Annotated in this window: 22 protein-coding genes; 12 read left to right on the forward strand and 10 right to left on the reverse strand. The window is 62.3% G+C overall.

The features are described from left to right. Positions 1-57: 57 nt before the first annotated feature. The 8 genes from QN224_RS01435 (at position 58) to QN224_RS01470 (ending at position 7,838) form a co-directional block, all read left to right on the forward strand. On the forward strand, positions 58-1,356 hold the full coding sequence (locus tag QN224_RS01435; RefSeq protein ID WP_283975268.1) for an extracellular solute-binding protein: 1,299 nt from the start codon (positions 58-60) through the stop codon (positions 1,354-1,356). A 2-nt stretch (positions 1,357-1,358) separates the two neighbouring features. Continuing rightward, positions 1,359-2,399, forward strand: coding sequence for an ABC transporter permease subunit (locus QN224_RS01440; RefSeq protein ID WP_283975269.1), 1,041 nt, complete (start codon positions 1,359-1,361; stop codon positions 2,397-2,399). Positions 2,400-2,409: 10 nt separating this feature from the next. Continuing rightward, on the forward strand, positions 2,410-3,252 hold the full coding sequence (ugpE, locus tag QN224_RS01445; RefSeq protein ID WP_283975270.1) for a sn-glycerol-3-phosphate ABC transporter permease UgpE: 843 nt from the start codon (positions 2,410-2,412) through the stop codon (positions 3,250-3,252). Between the two features lie 63 nt (positions 3,253-3,315). Continuing rightward, positions 3,316-4,434, forward strand: coding sequence for a sn-glycerol-3-phosphate import ATP-binding protein UgpC (locus tag QN224_RS01450; RefSeq protein WP_283975271.1), 1,119 nt, complete (start codon positions 3,316-3,318; stop codon positions 4,432-4,434). Next, positions 4,431-5,423 (forward strand): endonuclease/exonuclease/phosphatase family protein, encoded by a 993-nt coding sequence (locus QN224_RS01455; RefSeq protein WP_283975272.1) that lies wholly within the window; start codon positions 4,431-4,433, stop codon positions 5,421-5,423. The genes QN224_RS01450 and QN224_RS01455 overlap by 4 nt, the downstream gene beginning before the upstream one ends. Before the next feature lie 241 nt (positions 5,424-5,664). Then, positions 5,665-7,197 carry a YifB family Mg chelatase-like AAA ATPase gene (locus QN224_RS01460; RefSeq protein ID WP_283975273.1) on the forward strand — a complete coding sequence of 511 codons (1,533 nt, stop codon included), beginning with the start codon at positions 5,665-5,667 and terminating at the stop codon, positions 7,195-7,197. A 159-nt stretch (positions 7,198-7,356) separates the two neighbouring features. Further along, complete coding sequence (locus tag QN224_RS01465) at positions 7,357-7,695, forward strand: SRPBCC domain-containing protein (protein WP_283976112.1); 339 nt, start codon at positions 7,357-7,359, stop codon at positions 7,693-7,695. Further along, on the forward strand, positions 7,644-7,838 hold the full coding sequence (locus QN224_RS01470; protein ID WP_283975274.1) for an SRPBCC domain-containing protein: 195 nt from the start codon (positions 7,644-7,646) through the stop codon (positions 7,836-7,838). Before QN224_RS01465 ends, QN224_RS01470 begins: the two co-directional genes overlap by 52 nt. Positions 7,839-7,898: 60 nt before the next feature. On the opposite strand, the gene cysK is transcribed toward QN224_RS01470, so the two are convergent. Beyond that, positions 7,899-8,867: a cysteine synthase A gene (gene cysK, locus QN224_RS01475; RefSeq protein WP_283975275.1), complete on the reverse strand. Its 969-nt coding sequence runs from the start codon at positions 8,865-8,867 to the stop codon at positions 7,899-7,901. A gap of 136 nt (positions 8,868-9,003) precedes the next feature. Next, positions 9,004-9,621, reverse strand: coding sequence for a LysE family translocator (locus QN224_RS01480; RefSeq protein WP_283975276.1), 618 nt, complete (start codon positions 9,619-9,621; stop codon positions 9,004-9,006). Positions 9,622-9,794: 173 nt separating this feature from the next. Between QN224_RS01480 and QN224_RS01485 the strand changes: the two genes are divergently transcribed. After that, positions 9,795-10,427 carry a LysE family translocator gene (locus QN224_RS01485; protein ID WP_283975277.1) on the forward strand — a complete coding sequence of 211 codons (633 nt, stop codon included), beginning with the start codon at positions 9,795-9,797 and terminating at the stop codon, positions 10,425-10,427. 74 nt (positions 10,428-10,501) lie between these two features. Continuing rightward, positions 10,502-11,233 carry a gamma-glutamylcyclotransferase gene (locus QN224_RS01490; RefSeq protein WP_283975278.1) on the forward strand — a complete coding sequence of 244 codons (732 nt, stop codon included), beginning with the start codon at positions 10,502-10,504 and terminating at the stop codon, positions 11,231-11,233. Between the two features lie 3 nt (positions 11,234-11,236). Here QN224_RS01490 and QN224_RS01495 read toward each other — a convergent pair whose 3' ends face one another. Beyond that, positions 11,237-12,148, reverse strand: a complete 912-nt coding sequence (locus QN224_RS01495) for a DMT family transporter (protein WP_283975279.1) — start codon at positions 12,146-12,148, stop codon at positions 11,237-11,239. A gap of 135 nt (positions 12,149-12,283) precedes the next feature. Between QN224_RS01495 and QN224_RS01500 the strand changes: the two genes are divergently transcribed. Next, positions 12,284-12,718 carry an Lrp/AsnC family transcriptional regulator gene (locus tag QN224_RS01500; RefSeq protein WP_173511160.1) on the forward strand — a complete coding sequence of 145 codons (435 nt, stop codon included), beginning with the start codon at positions 12,284-12,286 and terminating at the stop codon, positions 12,716-12,718. A 113-nt stretch (positions 12,719-12,831) separates the two neighbouring features. Here QN224_RS01500 and dut read toward each other — a convergent pair whose 3' ends face one another. Then, positions 12,832-13,308, reverse strand: a complete 477-nt coding sequence (dut, locus tag QN224_RS01505) for a dUTP diphosphatase (RefSeq protein WP_283975280.1) — start codon at positions 13,306-13,308, stop codon at positions 12,832-12,834. A 90-nt stretch (positions 13,309-13,398) separates the two neighbouring features. Between dut and QN224_RS01510 the strand changes: the two genes are divergently transcribed. Next, positions 13,399-14,982, forward strand: a complete 1,584-nt coding sequence (locus tag QN224_RS01510) for a peptide chain release factor 3 (RefSeq protein WP_173511158.1) — start codon at positions 13,399-13,401, stop codon at positions 14,980-14,982. 43 nt (positions 14,983-15,025) lie between these two features. Here QN224_RS01510 and QN224_RS01515 read toward each other — a convergent pair whose 3' ends face one another. From QN224_RS01515 to iolB, 6 genes are all read right to left on the reverse strand, one after another. Then, positions 15,026-15,397, reverse strand: coding sequence for a hypothetical protein (locus tag QN224_RS01515; RefSeq protein WP_173511157.1), 372 nt, complete (start codon positions 15,395-15,397; stop codon positions 15,026-15,028). A gap of 91 nt (positions 15,398-15,488) precedes the next feature. Next, positions 15,489-16,181, reverse strand: a complete 693-nt coding sequence (locus QN224_RS01520; RefSeq protein WP_283975281.1) for a phenylalanine--tRNA ligase beta subunit-related protein — start codon at positions 16,179-16,181, stop codon at positions 15,489-15,491. Positions 16,182-16,229: 48 nt separating this feature from the next. Continuing rightward, positions 16,230-17,132 carry a DMT family transporter gene (locus tag QN224_RS01525; RefSeq protein WP_283975282.1) on the reverse strand — a complete coding sequence of 301 codons (903 nt, stop codon included), beginning with the start codon at positions 17,130-17,132 and terminating at the stop codon, positions 16,230-16,232. 189 nt (positions 17,133-17,321) lie between these two features. Then, positions 17,322-18,134, reverse strand: a complete 813-nt coding sequence (locus tag QN224_RS01530; protein ID WP_283975283.1) for an AraC family transcriptional regulator — start codon at positions 18,132-18,134, stop codon at positions 17,322-17,324. 4 nt (positions 18,135-18,138) lie between these two features. Next, the gene (locus tag QN224_RS01535; RefSeq protein ID WP_173511153.1) at positions 18,139-18,540 is read right to left on the reverse strand and encodes a GFA family protein; all 402 of its coding nucleotides are present in this window, start codon (positions 18,538-18,540) and stop codon (positions 18,139-18,141) included. A 169-nt stretch (positions 18,541-18,709) separates the two neighbouring features. Further along, on the reverse strand, positions 18,710-19,510 hold the full coding sequence (gene iolB, locus QN224_RS01540) for a 5-deoxy-glucuronate isomerase (protein ID WP_283975284.1): 801 nt from the start codon (positions 19,508-19,510) through the stop codon (positions 18,710-18,712).

Consider the following 19,510-nt stretch of genomic DNA (forward strand, 5'->3'; position numbering starts at 1 on the left):
GTCATGGAAGGCCACTAGTCCACTGCCATCCGCAAACGGTGGAGAGGACAGGGGACCATGTTCAAGAGAATTTCGCTTGCAGCCGTTACTTTCGCATTTTCCGCAACGACATCGCTCGCCGCGACCAACATCACCTGGTGGCATGGCATGGCCGGCCGCAACGGCGAGGTCATCAACGAGATCGCCCAGAAATTCAACGAATCCCAGAGCGCCTGCGCCCTGACGCCGGTCAGCAAGGGCACCTACGAGGAAGCGCTCGCTTCCGGTATCGCCGCTTTCCGCTCGGGCGAGCAGCCGAACATCCTGCAGGTCTTCGACGCGGGTGCCGCGACCATCATCAATGCCAAGGGCGCCGTCATCCCGGCCGAGGACCTGATCACCAAGGCAGGCTACGCCTTTGATCGCAACGCCTTCATCGACGGCGTGCGCTACTTCTACGCCGACAGCGAGGGCAAGTTCGTCGGCATGCCGTTCAATTCTTCGGCGCCGATCATGTATATCAACGACGAGGGGCTGAAGAAGGCCGGCGTCGAAGCTCCGAAGACCTGGGAAGATTTCGAGGCAGTCGCTCCGAAGCTGAAGGAAGCCGGTTATATCCCGCTCGTCCAGTCGCAGCTTACCTGGCAGTTCACCGAAAACTTCTTCTCGCGCAACAACATCCAGTTCGCGACCAACAACAACGGCTACGACAGCGTCGCCGACACCGAGCTCAAGGTCACCGACCCGAACCTGCAGATGATGTTCGAGAAGCTCAAGGCCTGGAAGGACGAGGGTTACTTCGCCTTCTACGGCGCCGGCTGGAACGACAACCAGAAGGTTTTCGAGGAAGGCAAGGCTGCCCTCTGGATCGGCTCGTCCGGCTCCTTCGGCGGCTTGACGAAGACGGCGCAGATGCCGTTCTCGGCGACCTTTCTGCCCTATTGGGGCTCGATCGAGGGCGCCGGCACCAACTCCTTCATCGGCGGTGCCGCGCTCTTTGCCATGTCCGGCAAGTCGGACGAGGAAAACAAGTGCGTCGCCGACTTCTTCCAGTTCCTGACATCGCCGGAAATCCAGTATTTCTATCATAAGTCCACCGGCTACGTGGCGATCACCAAGGCAGCCTACGAGCTTGCCCAGAAGGATGGCTACTACAAGGAAAAGCCTGTTGCCGAAGTCGGCATCAAGCAGCTTCTCCTGCCGGCCGGTGAATGGTCGAAGGGCTATCGCCTCGGCTTCTACCCGCAGATTCGCGAGATCATGGAGCGCGAGTACGGCCGCATCTTCTCCGGCGAAACGACCGTCAAGGACGCCTTCGAGATGATCGAGAAAGAAGGCAACGAACTGCTCGCCCGCTTCGCCAAGACGGCGGGCTGATCATGAGCCACGCCGGCCCCTCATCCTGGCCCTCTCCCCATGCGCGGGGAGAGGTGAGTTCAACGGACGATGGAGCTTTGCGTCTCTCGGCAAAAGCGGGGAGAAGGTGGCCGGCGGGCTGGACGACGGGATCGTCCGGCGATCGAAGCGATCAGGCAGGGGCGAAGCGCGTTCAGTTTTCATCGCCCCTTCTGCCCTATCTCTTCCTCGCGCCGCAGCTCGCGATCATCTTCATCTTCTTCTATTGGCCATCCGCGCAGGCGATCCAGTCTTCCTTCTACCTGGAAGACCCCTTCGGTTTCGGATCCACTTTCGTCGGCATGAGCAACTATGCGGACGTGCTGAAGTCGAACGAATACCTCGGTATCGCGCGCTTCACGGCGATCTTCACGGTTCTGGTGACGTTTTTCGCGTTGTCGATCGGCCTGCTGCTCGCCGTCAAGGCGGATGGCGTCATCCGCGGCAACAGCGGCTATAAGACATTGCTGATCTGGGTCTATGCCATCGCGCCGCCTGTTGCCGGCCTGATCGGTATGATGTTCTTCGACCAGCACATCGGTCCGATCGTCAAGCTCGCGGCCTGGTTCGGATGGGACATCAAGGTGGGGCTCGATTATTTCGACACGGCCTTCGCCATGATCGTCGTTTCCGTATGGAAGCAGATCCCCTACAACTTCATCTTCTTTCTTTCCGGGCTGCAGGGCATTCCCGTCTCTGTGCGCGAGGCGGCAGCGCTCGACTGCCGTTCCGGCACGCGCCGCTTCTGGACGGTCGTGCTGCCCTTGCTCGCGCCGACGGCGTTCTTCCTGCTGATCATCAACGTCACCTATGCGCTGTTCGATACGTTCGGCGTCATCGACGTCATGGTGAAGGACAAGGCTGCAAACAACCCCATCACCCTTGTCTACAAGGTCTATATGGACGGCTTCCGCGGCAATGATCTCGGCGGTTCCTCCGCCCAGTCGGTGATCCTGATGGTCGTCGTCTTCGTGCTCACCATCTTCCAGTTCCGCTTCATCGAGCGGCGTGTCCATTACAACTGAGGTAACGGCCATGCACCGCACGAAAATCCTCGATCACGTCATCCTTCTTATCGGCGTCTTCGTCATGGTCGCGCCGGTTGTCGTCGCATTCATGACCTCAACCCATGAGGTCGCCGATATCCACAGAAACGGTCTGAGCCTCACCTGGGGCGGCCATTTCGCAGAGACTTACGAGGCCGTGCTGACGCGCGAGGGCGGCTTCACCGGCAAGATCACCGGGTTCAACATGATGCTGAACTCGATGATCCTCGGCCTCGGCTTCGCCGCCGGCAAGATCGTGCTGTCCATGCTGGCCGCCTATGCCATAGTCTATTTCCGCTTTCCGCTGGCGACGTTTGCCTTCTGGATCATCTTCACCACGCTGCTTTTGCCGCTCGAAGTTCGCATTCTCCCCTCCTACGAGGTGATGAACGCATTGAAACTGACGAACACCTACACGGGCCTGATCGTGCCGCTGCTCGCGTCGGCGACCGGCACCTTCTATTTCCGCCAGTTCTTCAAGTCGGTTCCCGACGAACTGCTCGAAGCGGCGCGCATCGACGGTGCCGGGCCGTTCAAGTTCTTCATCGATGTTCTGGTGCCGCTCTCGCGCACGATGATGGCCGCCATCTTCATCATCATGTTCGTCTATGGCTGGAACCAGTATCTCTGGCCGACGCTGATGACGACCGACGAGGGCTTCTTCACGCTCGTGCGCGGCATCAAGCAGATCCTGCTGGTCTGGGTCGGCTCCAACATTCCTGACTACAACGAGGCCTTTGCCCTGGCGATCCTCGCGATGCTGCCGCCGGTGATGATCGTCGTCATCTTCCAGCGCTGGTTCATCAAGGGTCTGACCGAAAGCGACAAGTAGAGCGGACCGAGGATGCGGGCTTCTCGCAGCCCTCAGCAGCGAATTTATCAACGGAGGCAACCCATGGCGGCGATCGATATCGCAGAGGTCTCGAAAATCTACGCCGGCGGCGTCGAGGCGGTGAAATCCGTCTCGATCGACATCGCCGACGGCGAGTTCATCGTGCTTGTCGGTCCGTCCGGCTGCGGCAAGTCGACCTTGTTGCGCATGGTCGCGGGCCTGGAGACGATCTCGAAGGGCACCGTGAAGATCGGCCCGCGGATCATCAACGATCTCGATCCCGCCGAACGCGACATCGCCATGGTCTTCCAGAACTATGCGCTCTATCCGCACATGACGGTCTATGAGAACCTCGCCTACGGTTTGAAGAACCGGAAGACGCCGAAGGCCGAGATCGAGGCGCGCGTTGCCGAGGCTGCGCGCATGCTCGAGATCGCGCCTTATCTCGATCGCAAGCCGCGCGCGCTCTCCGGGGGCCAACGCCAGCGCGTCGCCATGGGGCGGGCGATCGTGCGCAAGCCTGCAGCCTTCCTCTTTGACGAACCGCTGTCGAACCTCGATGCGAAACTCCGGGTTTCCATGCGCGGCGAGATCAAGCGATTGCAGAAGCGTCTCGGCACCACCTCGCTCTATGTCACCCACGACCAGCTAGAGGCGATGACACTCGCCGATCGGCTCGTCGTCTTGAACGGTGGCCGGATCGAACAGATCGGCCGGCCGCTCGACGTCTATCACGCGCCGGCCTCGACCTTCGTCGCGAGCTTCATCGGCTCACCGGCGATGAACCTGGTCAAAGGCGTTCTCGACGGCGGCCGGCTGCAGATCGGCACGCAGTCGATCGACCTCGGCTATCGGGCGCCGGCGGACGGATCGGTAACCGTGGGCTTGCGCGCGGAGGACCTGCGTCTCGCCGGTGTTGGCGAGCAGGCCCTGCTCTTTCGGGTCGATTATGTCGAGGAACTGGGCGCGCAGCGCCTCGTCCACGGCGCAATCGACGACCATTCTGTCACCGTCGCGCTTGCGCCGGAGACGCCACTTTCGGACGGTTTTGCCGTTACCATCGCGCCGGAGCGCTTGCATTTCTTCTCGTCCGAGACCGGCAGGAGGCTCGAAGAGCCGAATGCAGCAACGGGCATCGTACCGGCCCCGACGCGAACCGTGAACATGGAGCCTGCATTGTGATTGAAACGACCTCAGCGGCGCTCGCCGTTTCCTCGCTGGAGACGCGCGCCGGTTTTGCACGGATCGAGCGCAGCATTGCCGCCCATGACGCCGTCATGGCGAGCCTTGAGGAAATGAACACGCTTGAGATCGGCGGTGCGCCGCCCGCCCGCGAGCCGCTCGCCTTTCCCTTCACCGTCGCGGCCTGGAACCTCGAACGCTGCCTGTTCCCCGAGGAAAGTGCTGCGCATCTTGACGCCACCGGCGCGTCGCTCGTTCTGCTTTCGGAGATGGACAACGGCATGGCGCGTACCGGCCAGCGGCACCCGACCGCCGAAATCGCCGTGGCGCTCGGCATGCAATACGCCTACGGCGTCGAATTCATCGAACTCGGATTGGGGTCCGATACCGAGCGCGAATTCTGCAAGGACGGCTTCAACGAGAAGGGCTTCCACGGCAATGCGCTGTTGGCGGCCGCTCCGTTCAACCGCCCGTTCATGTTGCGGCTCTGGGGCGAGAGGCTGTGGTTCATGGACGGCGGCGATCAACCGCGGGTCGGAGAGCGTCTTGCCATTGGCGCCGTGATCGAGACTCGGGCGGGCCCTTTCGTCGCCATTTCCACCCATCTCGAAAGCGCGACGACGGCTGCCTATCGCGAGCGGCAAGTCAAGGAACTGATCGACGCGCTCGACGCGACCTTTCCGGGGCTTCCTGTGCTGATCGGCGGCGATCTCAATAGCGGGAATCATATCGGCGGCGATTTCGAAGCCGAGGGCCTGTTTGCGATGAGCGCCGAGCGCGGCTTCACGCGGCACGGCGGTCCGATCGACGGCATGACGACGCGGCCGAGCCTCATCACCCGTTGGCCGAAGCGTGCAATGAAGCTCGACTGGTTTCTTGCGCGTGGTCTGAAGATTGGCAAAAGCCACATCATTCCTTCACCCGATTCCTCGGGCCGCCCGCTGTCCGACCATGATCTCATCACCTGTGTCGTCGAAGGTTTCGAATAGCGCGGGAGGTCTGTGCCCGTAGCGGTCCGGCCCGACGGAGCGCGCAGAGCGTTTCTTTCGGAAAGTGGTTCACGCATTTGTTCTATCATTGTTCTTGTTTTTGAGCGCACTCCGTGCAAGATTTGGTGTTGCAACCGGCGGCGGTTGTGGCGGCACGAGGGCTGCCGTGACTGGAGCGGGATGAGGAAAAAGTGTGAAGCGGTTTTTCCGCGCACATCCCGCTCTGACTTTAGGGGGCATCATGGTCGCGCGTGTCAGCACGGTTGCATTCCAAGGCATCGAAGGCGTTCCGGTCGACGTACAGGTGATGGTCGCACCTGGTAAGGTCGGCATGCAGATCGTGGGGCTGCCCGACAAGGCGGTTGCCGAAAGCCGGGAGCGCGTCCAGGCGGCGCTGCACGCATCGGGCTTGGCGCTGCCGGCAAAGCGGGTCACGGTCAATCTGGCGCCAGCCGACCTTCCGAAAGAGGGCAGCCATTTCGATCTCGCCGTTGCACTCGGGCTGATGGCGGCGCTAGGTGCCATTCCGGCCGATGCTTTGAGCGGCTACGTCGTCATCGGCGAACTCAATCTCGACGGCACCATTGCGGCCGTCGCCGGCGCTCTGCCCGCAGCGATCGGCGCCAACGCGCTCGGCAAGGGCCTGATCTGCCCGGCGGATAGCGGCCCGGTAGCGGCTTGGGCCGGATCGGAGATCGACATTCTCGCACCGCGCAGCCTGATCGCCATCGCCAATCATTTTCGCGGCACGCAGGTGCTGTCGCGTCCCGAGCCGGCCATTCGCGCCGCTGCCGTCAACCTGCCTGATCTTGGCGACATCAAGGGCCAGGAGAGCGCCAAGCGGGCGCTGGAGGTGGCAGCCGCCGGCAACCACAATCTCTTGATGGTCGGCCCACCCGGCTCGGGCAAGTCAATGCTTGCCGCGCGCCTGCCCTCCATTCTCCCGCCACTCTCGCCTGCTGAATTGCTCGAAGTCTCGATGGTTCATTCGATCGCAGGACAGTTGCCGGGCGGCAAGCTCTCGGACCGCCGGCCGTTCCGCGCGCCGCACCATTCCGCCACCATGGCGGCCCTGATCGGCGGCGGGTTGCGGGCAAAACCCGGCGAGGCTTCGCTCGCTCACCATGGTGTTCTGTTCCTCGACGAGTTTCCGGAATTTTCGCCGCAGGTTCTCGATGCGCTGCGCCAGCCGCTCGAAACCTCGGAATGCATCATCGCGCGTGCCAATCACCGCGTCAGCTATCCGGCGGCGATCCAGCTCGTAGCGGCGATGAACCCGTGCCGTTGCGGCATGGCGGGTGAACCCGGGCGCAGTTGCGCCCGCGGCCCGCGCTGCATGGCCGACTACCAGGCGCGGATTTCCGGCCCCTTGATGGACCGCATAGACATCCGCATCGACGTGCCGGCCGTCAGCGCCGCCGACCTCATCCGCCCCGTCGCCGCCGAGCCGAGTGCCGCGGTCGCCAAGCGCGTCGCCCGCGCCCGCGCGCTGCAGGCGGACCGCTTCGCCGCGCTCGGCCATCCCGAGCTGACGAACAATGCCCGCTGTTCGACGGCGATGATCGAGAAGATCGCGGAACCGGATGCCGCGGGCCTGCAACTCCTGAGGGATGCGGCGGAGAAGATGAAGTTCTCGGCGCGCGGTTACCACCGGGTGCTGAAGGTAGCGCGCACGCTTGCGGACCTCGACGAGGCGCCGACGGTGGGCCGGATCCATCTCGCCGAGGCGATTTCCTATCGCGTCGCCGGAGAGCGGCTGCCTGTTGCGGCCTAGCTCCGCGGCCCTACTGTCTGGTTGCTTAAATCGGAGCCGATTTGAGGCCAAAATCATGCAGTAATGCATCGTGCTGCGGCGACCTTCGCGTCTTTGAAGGGACGCGGCGGAAGCTGGGCGTTTCCTTGTCGGCAACGCGTTGCGACGGAGCGAGGGTCAATGATGGTGGATGAATCGGCCAAGGGAAGAACGGACACCGCTTCGCGGGTCGTCAAGGCCTCGCCGCTAGCCATCTATCGGGCGCTGCTCGATCCTGCCGCCGTTGCCGTTTGGCTGCCGCCCGACGGCATGCGGGGCGAGATCGAAAGGTTCGAGCCGCGAGAAGGCGGGGTCTACCGCATGGCGCTCATCTATGAGCAGCCGAACCACGCGCCACGCGGCAAGACTTCGGCGGCCACCGATATTGTCGAAGGGCGCTTCGTGCAAGTGATCCCCGGCAACGCGTGGTGCAGCAGGCGGAATTTGAGTCCAATGAACCCGCATTTGCCGGCACGATGACGATTACCTGGACGCTTTCAGCTGTTCCGGATGGCACTGTGGTGACCGTGACTTGTGAGAACGTTCCCGAAGGTATCTTGCAGCAAGATCATGATGCGGGCCTCGGCTCGACGCTTGCCAACCTCGCGGCCTTCACGGAGTAAGAAAAAGGGGGCGCACGGTAGCGCCCCTCCTGAGAGTTCTTCGGAGCGAGCTGCCGCGCGCTATCCGCCAAGCCCTTCGAACAGGACGGTCGAAAGATAGCGTTCGGCAAAGGAAGGAATAATGACGACGATGTTCTTGCCGGCGTTTTCCTCGCGTTGCCCGACCTCGATCGCGGCCTGGAGGGCGGCGCCGGCGGAAATGCCGACCGGAACGCCTTCGAGCCTTGCAACGAGGCGTGCGGCCTCGACGGCTTCGCCCGCGTTCACGGTCACGACCTCGTCATAGACGCCCGTGTCGAGGATTGCCGGCGCGAAACCGGCGCCGATTCCCTGGATCTTGTGCGGTCCGGGATCGCCGCCGGAGAGAACCGGGGATTCCTCCGGCTCGACGGCGATCACCTTGATGGAGGGCTTGCGCGCCTTCAGCACCTGGCCGGCGCCGGTGATCGTGCCGCCCGTGCCGATACCGGAGACGAGAATGTCGACGCTGCCGTCGGTGTCGTTCCAGATCTCCTCGGCCGTCGTCTTGCGGTGGATTTCCGGGTTGGCCGGATTCTCGAACTGCTGCGGTATGATCGCGTCCGGCAGCGTCTCGGTGAGTTCCTGCGCCTTGGCGATCGCCCCCTTCATGCCCTTGGCGCCTTCCGTCAGAACCAGCTCCGCGCCGAGCAGGTAGAGCATCTTGCGCCGTTCGACCGACATCGTTTCGGGCATGGTGAGGATCAGCTTATAGCCCTTGGCGGCTGCGACGAAGGCGAGCGCAATGCCGGTGTTGCCCGAAGTTGGTTCGATGAGCGTCGTGCGACCGGGTACGATCTTGCCCTGTGCCTCAAGCGACTCGATCATCGAAACGCCGATGCGGTCCTTGACCGAGGCGATCGGATTGAAGAATTCGAGCTTGGCGAGAAGGCTTGCCTTTACGCCCTTCTCTTTTGCCAGCTTGTCGAGGCGCACGATGGGAGTGTCGCCGATCGTTTCGGTGATCGAGGAAAAGACGCGGCCGCGGCCAGGCTTACGCGTTTCGGACATGTGTTTCTCCCTTCAGTTGAAATCGTTGCCGCGAGAATACGGGCAATGACTGGGCCATTCCAGGGCGAGATGGGCTTCGAAGCCCGCCAGCCGGAGGAAAAAGCGTCTGCGCGGCGGCCGGCGGAGAAATCTTTTTTCAAGTCGCGCGGGTAGCGATGTAGGCGGCCGTTCCGGCAAGAATGCCGGCGGCCGCGCGGTTCAATGCCATGAACGCCTTCGGCTGCTTCAGAAGCGAGCGCGCGCGGGCCGCGAGCAGCATGTAGGGCAGCAGCACGGCGAGAAGGACAAGGAAGGTCGCCGCCAGCAGCAGGCCGTAATCCTCGGGACCGATTGCCGCGAGATCGATCAGCGTCGGTACCAGTGCCACATAGAACAGCATGGTCTTGGGATTGCCGAGCGTCACCATCAGTCCCGACAGGAAGGACATCGTCGCGCTTGCCGATTTCCGCGCCTGTATATCCTGCGGCAGAAGGCCGGCGGTCCAGAGTTTCCAGGCGATATAGCCGAGATAGAGTGCGCTGGCGATCTTCACGATGAGAAAGGCCGTGGTGAAGGTCTGCGCGACGAAGGCGAGCCCCAGCACCACGGCAGTCAGATAGGCCATGTCGCCGAGGATCAGCCCGAGGCCCATGAAGAAGGTTTCGCGAAAGCCGGATCCGAGCGCCCGCGCAACGAGCGCGGTCACGCCAGGACCGGGAATGATTGCCGCAATGAAGAGGGCGCCGCTATAGGCAAGAAGGGCTGCGAGCGTCATGAAGCGTCTCCGAACATGCTCCTGCATTGTCTACAGCAGCGCGCTGAAAAGCGAAATCCGCGCGGGCGAAGTTTCGCGGTTAGATTGTCAGGGTGACAGCAATTGCGTTGCCCGGTGCAAGGAGACCATGAGAGTGTCCTGGCGACAGTCGTGACACTCGTTCGGAGCGCAATGTGCCGGAAGTTCAGAGCCTTATCGCCTTTGCCCTGATTGCCCTCGGCATGGTGCTGACACCCGGACCGAACATGATCTATCTGATCTCCCGCTCCATCTGCCAGGGACCGGCGGCGGGTCTCGTCTCGCTCGGCGGCGTGGCGCTTGGTTTCGTCTTTTACATGGTCTTTGCCGCGCTCGGCATCACCGCATTGCTGCTGGCGGTTCCTTTCGCGTATGACGCGCTGCGTTTCGCCGGCGCGCTCTATCTGCTCTATCTTGCCTGGCAAGCCGTGAGGCCCGGCGGCCGCTCGCCCTTCCAGGTGCGCGACCTGCCGAGGGACGGACCCCGAAAACTCTTCCTGATGGGGCTTGTCACCAACCTGCTCAATCCGAAGGTGGCGGTGCTCTACCTTTCGCTGCTGCCGCAATTCATCCGCCCCGAGCAGGGTGATGTCCTCCTCCAGTCGCTCGTCTTTGGGAGTCTGCAGATCATGATCAGTGTCACCGTTAACGCCTTGATCGCGGTGACAGCGGGCTCGATCGCCGCCTTCCTTGCCGGACGCCCGCTCTTCATGCTCTTGCAGCGCTGGCTGATGAGCACCGTCCTTGCGAGCCTTGCCGTCAGCATGGCGGCGGAGGCGCGCAGATAAAGTGAGACGTTCAGGCCGAACTTGCATCCAGGCCGCCGGTGCGCGATCTTCTCGGCTTGGCGGAGACGATGACCATGTCCGGCATACCAACATCACTCAGCTTGACCCCGGCGCATGTCGCGCAGGTTCACCGGGCGATTGCCGACGGCGGCCCCGGGCGGGGCGCAGTTCTCCACAGCGACGCGGACTACGACGAATGGGTGGGGCGGATGATAAGGAGCCACCCATCTCCGGGTACGCCAATAATGCTCTTCGCCTATGGATCGTTGATCTGGAGACCGGAGATCGAGTATGTCGGCGAAACGGTAGGCGTTGCCCGGGGCTGGCATCGTTCCTTTTGCTTTCGAATGATCCGCTTCCGGGGAACGCCCGAACAGCCGGGCCTCATGATGGCGCTCGATCGCGGCGGGCAGTGTCGGGGTGTCCTCTACGAACTGCCGGATGACGACATCGAAGGTCAATTTGCAAAACTCTTCCGGCGCGAATTCACCTATAAACCGCCCAACAGCATGCCCCGCTGGATCAAGGTTGAGACCGCGTCGGGCCCGGTGTCTGCCCTGGCCTTCGTCATGAATCGCGCCTCGCCGCTCTATGCCGGGAGTCTCTCGCTCGAAGCCGTCGCGGAGGTGCTGGCTTGCGCATGCGGCCATGTCGGCTCAGGCGCGGAATATCTGCTCAACACCGTGACGCATCTCGAGGCCAGGGGCATCCGGGACCGTAATCTGTGGCGCCTGCAGGCGCTCGTCGCAGAGTGCATCGAGCGCAACAGTAGAGCAGTGCACGCGAACGAGGTAGCGAGTGCCTGACGATCAGGCGCTCGGTCTGATTGCGCGCTTGAAAAGCGGGATCGACCGAACGCTCCAGCCGAGGTTCATGCCGGCTGCGGCCAGGAGGATTGCCGCCGAACCGGCGATCTGTATCGCCTGCAATTCGTGTCCGAAAGCGACGCGATCGACGAGGATCGCGGCGATCGGATAGATGAAGGAGAGCGCACCCGTCATGTGCGTCGGGAGTCGCTGGATCGCTCCGTAGAGCAGGATATACATGATGCCGGTATGAACGACGCCGACGGTGACGAGCAGCGTCCATTGCCACGCGTCCTGCGGCAGCGGCGCGGAGAGCGCGAAGGGCGCCAGCATGATCGCCCCGGTGATCACCTGGATGAGCGCGATCAGATGCGGCGGCGTGCCCTTGAGGAGCTTGGTAAGGAGCGCGGCGATCGCGTAGAAGAACGCCGCTCCGATCGAAAGCGCGATACCCGCAAGATAGTGCTCGGCATCGAAGCCGCCGCCCGGTTTCGCAGAGACGATCGCGATCATTCCCGCGAAGGAAACCGAAAGCCAGAAAAGCTTGTTCACGGTGATCCGCTCGCCAAGAAAAAGCGCGCCAAGTCCAAGCAGCATGAAGGGCTGCGTGTTGTAGACCATCGTCGCAATCGAGATCGATGCGCGCGAATAGGCGGCAAAGAGCAGGAGCCAGTTGACGACGATCGCGACACCGCCGAGTGCTGCAAGGAAGACGACGCGCGGCTTCAGGTGGCGAAAGTCGATGAGCCCGAGCATCGCGGCCAGCGCAATCAGCGTCAGCGCCCCGAACACGCAACGCCAGAAAACGACGCCCGTCACCGGCTGGCCGGACATCAGCACGAACCAGCCGATTGTCCCCGAGATCAGCATTGCCGCCGTCATCTCCACACTTCCGCGCTTCAGTTCTCCGTCCATGACTGGTCTCCTTTTCTGATCGCACAACAATAATCGGCTGTTGGGCGAATTTATATGGAGACAAGAAGGAAAATGGACTATGATGCCTAATTATGAAAGGCAAAGCTGCCGCTTTGTCTTATTGGGGACGACTTGATGCTGGATGATGTCGATTGCCGTATTCTCGAGATTCTCGCAGCGAATGCCCGCGTGTCGCTGAAGGAACTGGCGCAGGAGGCGGGCCTCTCCTCGCCGAGCGCCGCCGACAGGCTGCGCAAGCTCGAGGACCGCGGCGTGATCAATGGCTTCACCGTCTCCGTCAATCCGGCGCAACTTGGCTATCCGCTGCAGGCGGTGGTGCGCGTTCGGCCGCTGCCAGGCATGCTGCACATCGTCGAAAAGCTCATTCAGGAAACGCCGGAGATTGTCGAATGCGACAAGATTACCGGTGACGATTGCTTCATCGCCAAGATGCTCGTGCGGGATATGGAAGAGCTCGACACGATCCTCGACCGCATTGCCGAACGGGCGCAGACCAATACCTCGATCGTCAAGTCGACGCCAGTCAAGCGCCGGCTGCCGCCGCTTTAGATTCTTGCTTTATGCATGTCGTTGTCCCAATCCGCTCAACGCTTTTGGCGACATTGCAAATAGTTGGAGCGGGCTGCGGGCGGAAAACCGCCCACACTTTTCCTCATCCCCCTCTACTTGGACCCGGTCGAGCCGAAGCCGCCGGCGCCGCGTGCTGTCGCGCTCGCACCGCCCGCCTCGCGGATCGCCACTTGCGTCACCGGTGCGATCACCATCTGGGCGATGCGCATGCCGCGCTCGATGACGAAGTCCTCCACGCCAAGATTGATGAGCAGCACCTTCACCTCGCCGCGATAATCGCTGTCGATGGTTCCCGGCGTGTTGAGGCAGGTGATACCGTGCTTGAAGGCAAGGCCCGAGCGCGGCCGTACTTGGCCTTCATAGCCCGCCGGAATTTCGAAGATGAATCCTGTCGGCACCAGCACCCGACCGCCCGGCGTGATCGTCACAGGCTCGCTCGGCGGAACGGCCGCGCGCAAATCCATGCCTGCGGCACCGGCCGTCTCATAGGCCGGCAGGTCGAGACCCTGCGCATGCGGCAGGCGGACAAGGGTGAGGGCAGGGTGGTTTTCAAGTGCGTGCATGGTCATTCCGTCATAAGCGCCAGCGGTCTTGCCGCAGTCAATTGCATATTGGTCTGCGAGCCTGTAAAGACGCCGCAACTCACAGGATACTAGAATATGGCCGAAAGCATTGCCGAGGCGGTTTCCCGCCGCCGCACATTTGCGATCATTTCGCACCCGGACGCCGGGAAAACGACGCTCACCGAAAAGCTCCTTCTCTTCGGTGGCGCGATCCAGCTCGCCGGCGAGGTCAAGGCCAAGAAAGACCGCATCCAGACCCGCTCGGACTGGATGAAGATCGAGCGCGAACGCGGCATTTCCGTCGTCACGTCGGTGATGACTTTCGAATACGACGACACGGTCTTCAATCTCCTCGACACGCCCGGTCACGAGGACTTTGCCGACGACACCTACCGGACGCTGACGGCGGTGGATGCGGCCGTCATGGTGATCGATGCCGCCAAGGGTATCGAGCCGCGCACGCTGAAACTCTTCGAGGTTTGCCGCCTGCGCGACATTCCGATCATCACCTTCGTCAACAAGATGGACCGCGAGAGCCGTGATCCTTTCGAGATCCTAGACGAGGTCGAGCACAAGCTGGCTCTCGACTGCGCGCCGGTCACCTGGCCGATCGGCCGCTCCAAGACCTTCTGCGGTACGTATCACCTCGCCACCAACGAGGTGCGCGGCGCCGACACGCAGGAACGGCTGACCAAGGTCAACGATCCGGAAATGGCTTCTCATCGCCTGCCGGAAAACGAGCGTGACGCCTTCATCGAGGAAACGATGCTGGCGATCGAGGCCTGCAAGCCGTTCGACCACAAGGCCTTCCTCGAAGGCCATCTGACGCCGGTGTTCTTCGGCTCGGCGCTTCGGAATTTTGGCGTGCGCGACCTCATCAATGCGTTGAGCGCATTCGCGCCGCCGCCGCGCGCCCAGGTCGCCGATATCCGCACCGTCGAGGCGACGGACGAGAAGATGACGGCCTTCGTCTTCAAGATCCAGGCGAACATGGACCCGAACCATCGTGACCGCATCGCCTTCGTCCGCGTCTGCTCGGGCAAGCTCGAGCGCGGCATGAAGGCACGGCTCTCGCGCACCGGCAAGCAGATGGGGCTGACCGCCCCGCAGTTCTTCTTCGCCTCGCAGCGCCAGCTCGCCGATACGGCCTTTGCCGGCGATGTCGTCGGCATTCCCAACCACGGCACGCTCCGGATCGGCGATACGCTCACCGAGGGTGAGCCGCTCGTTTTCCAAGGTGTGCCGAACTTTGCGCCGGAAATTCTCCGCCGCGTCCGGCTCGAGGATGCGATGAAGGCGAAAAAGCTGAAGGAAGCGCTGCAGCAGATGGCGGAAGAAGGCGTCGTGCAGCTCTTCTCGCCGGAAGACGGCTCGCCAGCGATCGTCGGCGTCGTCGGCGCACTGCAGCTCGACGTTCTGAAGGAGCGCCTGCAGGCGGAATACGGCCTTCCGGTCTCCTTCGAAATGTCGCGCTTTTCCGTCTGCCGCTGGGTTTCCGCCGATCATCCGAGCGAACTCGACAAGTTCATCACGGCCCGTCGCGGCGATATCGCCCGCGATCTCGACGGCGATCCGGTATTCCTGGCGCAGGACGGCTTCTCGCTGCGCTACGAGGCGGAACGCTATCCGGCGATCAGGATGGTGGCGATCAAGGAGTATCACGTCGCCAAGGCGGCGTGATCGTTCCACGCGAAGATCATAGCCGGCGCCCGCAGAGCGCCGGCTATGACGGCGTCATCCGGAGTGCCAGGATTAGCTGAGCGACACGGATGGTGATCAACACGTAGACGACCACCAGCAGCAACTGCAGGGCGACGTGACGCTTGATCTTCCCAAGCCGATGAAGTCCGTCCGCGAAGTTGAGGAAAAACAGCGCAATCCCGGTCGAGAAGACGAAGTAGCCGGCGACCGGGATACTCAACAGCCCCTTCGCATCGATGATGTCGGGATGCTCGACGGCATGCAGGCCGGCCGCGATGACCAGGGTCGCGACAACCAGATTGCGGACGTGGCGAAAGATTTCCTCGAGCCCGCCCCGATCGAGAAGCGCGTGCTTGAGGCTCAGGAACCATGGTGTGGCGCGTTCGTCGGACATGGTAGGTCAATCCCGAGTTGCGATTCGGCCGGATGATATTGGAGCCGAATTTGCGCCGTCAAAGGATTTTGGCCAAATCTCGCGCCCGGTCTCAAATATCGAAGCGCGGCGACGAGCGACCCAATATCGCGGTTCGTGGATTGATGATCCAGGCGGCGGCTATAGCTCCAGCAAGTTCATCGACGAGCCGGCTCACGTCGGTCTCAGCGCGCGCATGCAGCGCTTCGGCGACGACGAGCACGGTCGTCGTCTCGCCGCCGACCGCCGAATAGCCGCTCTGGCGGTTGGTCCAGCGGCGCGCATGGGCTCGCCCTTCCTCGTCCGCGAAGATCACTTCGTGCTGTTCGGGATGTTCGGTTTCTCCGGAAAACGTGGTGTAGATCTCGCTGCCGGAGGCGTAACGAACCTCGAGATGACCGGCCACTCTGGAGAGATCGAAAACTGCGATCGGAATGGCGAATGCAAGCGATGCCGCGTTGCAAAGGTCGATCAGCGGGTGAATCCGCGGCAGGTACCCGTCCTTGCGGAACCGGCGGAGCAGCGCCTCGGAGGCCGAGCGGTATTGCGTCGGCTTCAAACCCATAAGCGAGAAAGCGCGTCGCCAGGCCTGGATCTCCGGAAATTCACCCTCAGCGCTTGCTGCGAGCCGTGCTTTCGCCGCGGCCTCGAAACCGGCAATGTGCGCATCGATGGAGACGTCTCGGTGGATACCTTCGGCGTGAAGAATTCCGGCGGAAAGTCCGGGAAAATCCCTCCAGACGTCGCTTGCATGGCGGAAATACATTGTTGCTGCCTCTCTGGTGTGTACGGTGTTTTGGGAATGCAGGTCGCCTCATCCGGCCTCAGAACGGCTTCGACGCGCGTTCGGCAGCCGAAAACCCAGGCTGAGGACGGCGGCGAGCACGCAAGCGATGCCGATCAGTTGATTGGTGGAAATCGGCTCTCCAAGCATGGCAAAGGCAAGGAAAACGGCCGAGACAGGGGCAAGCGCCGTGAACACAGAGGCCTCCGTGCCGCTCACTTTCGCCAGCCCAGCGTACCAGAGCAGGAAGCCACCGACTGTCGGGACAAGCGCGTAGTAGGCGACTGCGGTGATCGATTGCGTGGTTATCGCAGCTGCCTGTGGGATTTCGAGCAGGGCAATCGGTGCCGAGACGGCGACGCCCAGACCGGCCATCAGCGTCGACAAGGCGAGGGGCGAAATCGCCGTTGTCAGGCGTTTGTTGATGAGGATGAAGAGGCCTTCGCAGATGACGGCGCCAAAGACCAGAATGTTGCCGAGGAGCGAATGCGTGCTACCGCTATCTGAGCGGAAGACAATCGAAAGGACGCCTGCTGCGGCGAGGGCGATCGCCAGCAGGATGGAACGATCCGGCCGTTCGCCAAGAAGCACAATGGCAATCGCTGCCGAAACGATGGGCAGCGTACCGATGATGACGCCGGCATCGGCCGCGGGTGTCAGTCGCAGGCCGGAAATCAGCAGCGTCGTATAGCCGACGCTGCCGGCGCCTGCCTGGACCAACAGGATGAGCCATTCGCGCCGTTGCAGCCTTGGCCATGCCGTCGCGGTCGCGCGCATCAGCACGAGGAAGAGCGGAAAGGCAAGCGCGAAACGCAAGGCCGTGGCCGTGAACGGCGGCAGCCCGGACGCTATGACCTTGCTTGCGATAACCGTGCTGCCGACGAGTGCCATCGCGAGCGACAGATAGATATAACCCTGGAATTGCTTCGACATGACCGCCAATCCTCATTCTCGGAGGCGGCAGAAAAATACGATCCGGGCTTTGCGGTCTTGAACGGAATTGCAGGCGCAAGATCACGATGATTTTGGGTCGAATCGACCCAAAATCATGAACGTGATCGATTATAATTAGTTAGAGCGGGATGCGGGCGGAAAACCGCGCAAACTTTTCCTCATCCCGCTCTAACCCAAGGCTGTGGCATAGGCGCCGGGTGAGACACCGTAGGCGCGTACGAAGACGCGTGTCATATGACTCTGGTCGGCAAAGCCGCCGGCGATCGCCGCCTCTGCGAGCGGCGTGCCTTCAGCAATCAGGCGCCGGACGATGTCGATACGTCGCTGCATCAGATAGGCGTGCGGCGTGAGGCCTGTCGCCCGGGCAAAGCCGCGCACAATCTGGAACCGGCTGAGGCCGCTGGCACGCGCCAGGTCCGCGAGCGTGACGGAGGCCAGCGGGTCATCATCGATCAGGCTGCGCGCCGTGGCGATCGACGCCGGCACTCTCGCCGGAGCGTCCGGCGGCGGGACGGGGTGCATCGCTTCGGCGAGGACGGTCAGGACGAGTTCGTCCCAGCGAACGATCTGATCGTCGCTTTCCACTGTCGCCGCGAGCGCGAAGATTTCGCGGAAACGAGCGGCAAGCGCCGCGTTCCGGATGACCGGGTTGGCAAACTCGCAGCACCGTCGGCTGCCTTCGCTGATATCGCTGACGGCGGCTTCGACGATGGCCGGCTCGAAATAGAGCATCCGCCACGAGCGGCCGGCATCGCCGATCGGTGCGCCGTCATGGACTTCGCCGGGATTGACTGTGATGACATCGCCGCATTCGGCTTCGACCAGTCCGCGTCCGCTCAGGGACTTCTGCGCCCCTTGATGGATGAGCCCGACGCCGAACTGCTCATGGGTATGGCGCGGAAAGCTATGGCGCGTCGCCGCCTCGACCGCATCTACACCGGCGATCCTGCGGCGCAGAATTTTGAATTGGCCTCTCGTCATCCCTCTAGTCACGCGGCTCGCCCGGCAGCTTGCTGACGTCAATCCAGGGCAGGGCGGACGAGCACCAGATCTGCGACCGCGGCGCAAGCTGGCGCCGTTGGTTAATCGTGCCGAGACGGATGCCGATTTCCTCGGCGTCCTCATCCGTCCCTGTGGTATAGATCGGCGAGCCGCATTGCGGACAGAAGAACTGCAGCCGCTTCCGCCCGTTCTCGGCGATCTTGACGTAGAGTTTCGGCTCGGCGCCCGTCAGACGGAAGGACGCCCGCGGCGTGCTCGCGGTGACGCGATAGGCCGAGCCTGTCAGTTGCTGGCAATCAGTGCAATGGCAGATCGACACGTCGTCCGGGTCGATCTCCGCCTCATAGGTGACATGGCCGCAATGGCATTGACCATCGATCCGCATTGGCCGCTCCTCGCACGATTTTCGCTACTGCATGTATCCTTAAATCGTAGCCGATTTAAGGATAAAAACATGCAGTAATTCAAAGTGCTACAGCGTCCTTTGCGCGTGACGCGCGGCGCTGTAGAGGCTTACGATAGACCAGCCGCATCAAACGTCCAGAGACGTTTCCTCAGATGCCGGTGAACAGCCACTCGTGTTCCTTGGCGTTGTGGAACTTCCAGATCCGCTTCGGGCCCGCCATGACGTTCAAATAATAGACGTCGTAACCGTGGACGGCGGCGACCGGGTGATAGCCCTTCGGAACGAGTGTCACGTCGCCGTCTTCCACTGCCATGGTTTCGTCGAGGGAGCGATCGTCGGTGTAGACGCGCTGCATCGCAAAGCCCTGCGGCGGGTTGAGGCGATGGTAATAGGTTTCCTCGAGATAGCTTTCGGCCGGCAGGTTATCCTGATCGTGCTTGTGCGGCGGGTAGGACGAGGTGTGCCCGCCGGGCGTGATCACCTCGACGACGAGCAGCGACTGCGCCGACCCGTCGTCCTCCGGCATGATGTTGGTGACATAACGCGTGTTGGTGCCCTTGCCGCGCGTCATCTGCGGGTGCGTGCCGGGACGGATGACCTTGGCCTTGAAACCCTCGCCACCGGGTGCGGAGCAGATGGCAAGGTCGAGATCGGTGGTCGCCTCAGCCTGCCACTTGCTGCCTTTCGGCACATAGACGGCATAAGGCTGCCCTTCGAAGGGCGTCATGCGCTCGCCGAGTTCACCGAAGTCTTCGCCGTCGACGGAAACCTTCGCCTTGCCGGCGACGAGGACGAGGCAGAGTTCCTTCTCGCCGGCTTCGCCCGCCGTCGTTTCACCAGGCTTCAAGCGGTTGAGGGCGAAACCGACATAGGTCCAGCCGGCGCTCTCGGGCGTGATCTCCTGCATCAGCCCGGATTGTGCCTTCGGTTTGACAAGCAGTTTGGACAT

The sequence above is a fragment of the Sinorhizobium sp. 7-81 genome (genome assembly GCF_030124405.1).
GTDB classification, from domain to species: Bacteria; Pseudomonadota; Alphaproteobacteria; order Rhizobiales; family Rhizobiaceae; genus Sinorhizobium; species Sinorhizobium psoraleae.

What these genes read in the sequence shown, in the direction of transcription:
- QN224_RS01435 (WP_283975268.1), top strand. Translation starts at nt 58, where the DNA reads ATGTTCAAGAGAATTTCGCTTGCAGCCGTTACTTTCGCATTTTCCGCA.
- QN224_RS01440 (WP_283975269.1), top strand. Translation starts at nt 1,359, where the DNA reads ATGAGCCACGCCGGCCCCTCATCCTGGCCCTCTCCCCATGCGCGGGGA.
- ugpE (WP_283975270.1), top strand. Translation starts at nt 2,410, where the DNA reads ATGCACCGCACGAAAATCCTCGATCACGTCATCCTTCTTATCGGCGTC.
- QN224_RS01450 (WP_283975271.1), top strand. Translation starts at nt 3,316, where the DNA reads ATGGCGGCGATCGATATCGCAGAGGTCTCGAAAATCTACGCCGGCGGC.
- QN224_RS01460 (WP_283975273.1), top strand. Translation starts at nt 5,665, where the DNA reads ATGGTCGCGCGTGTCAGCACGGTTGCATTCCAAGGCATCGAAGGCGTT.
- QN224_RS01465 (WP_283976112.1), top strand. Translation starts at nt 7,357, where the DNA reads ATGATGGTGGATGAATCGGCCAAGGGAAGAACGGACACCGCTTCGCGG.
- cysK (WP_283975275.1), bottom strand. Translation starts at nt 8,867, where the DNA reads ATGTCCGAAACGCGTAAGCCTGGCCGCGGCCGCGTCTTTTCCTCGATC.
- QN224_RS01480 (WP_283975276.1), bottom strand. Translation starts at nt 9,621, where the DNA reads ATGACGCTCGCAGCCCTTCTTGCCTATAGCGGCGCCCTCTTCATTGCG.
- QN224_RS01490 (WP_283975278.1), top strand. Translation starts at nt 10,502, where the DNA reads ATGTCCGGCATACCAACATCACTCAGCTTGACCCCGGCGCATGTCGCG.
- QN224_RS01495 (WP_283975279.1), bottom strand. Translation starts at nt 12,148, where the DNA reads ATGGACGGAGAACTGAAGCGCGGAAGTGTGGAGATGACGGCGGCAATG.
- QN224_RS01500 (WP_173511160.1), top strand. Translation starts at nt 12,284, where the DNA reads ATGCTGGATGATGTCGATTGCCGTATTCTCGAGATTCTCGCAGCGAAT.
- dut (WP_283975280.1), bottom strand. Translation starts at nt 13,308, where the DNA reads ATGACCATGCACGCACTTGAAAACCACCCTGCCCTCACCCTTGTCCGC.
- QN224_RS01510 (WP_173511158.1), top strand. Translation starts at nt 13,399, where the DNA reads ATGGCCGAAAGCATTGCCGAGGCGGTTTCCCGCCGCCGCACATTTGCG.
- QN224_RS01515 (WP_173511157.1), bottom strand. Translation starts at nt 15,397, where the DNA reads ATGTCCGACGAACGCGCCACACCATGGTTCCTGAGCCTCAAGCACGCG.
- QN224_RS01520 (WP_283975281.1), bottom strand. Translation starts at nt 16,181, where the DNA reads ATGTATTTCCGCCATGCAAGCGACGTCTGGAGGGATTTTCCCGGACTT.
- QN224_RS01525 (WP_283975282.1), bottom strand. Translation starts at nt 17,132, where the DNA reads ATGTCGAAGCAATTCCAGGGTTATATCTATCTGTCGCTCGCGATGGCA.
- QN224_RS01530 (WP_283975283.1), bottom strand. Translation starts at nt 18,134, where the DNA reads ATGACGAGAGGCCAATTCAAAATTCTGCGCCGCAGGATCGCCGGTGTA.
- QN224_RS01535 (WP_173511153.1), bottom strand. Translation starts at nt 18,540, where the DNA reads ATGCGGATCGATGGTCAATGCCATTGCGGCCATGTCACCTATGAGGCG.
- iolB (WP_283975284.1), bottom strand. Translation starts at nt 19,510, where the DNA reads ATGTCCAAACTGCTTGTCAAACCGAAGGCACAATCCGGGCTGATGCAG.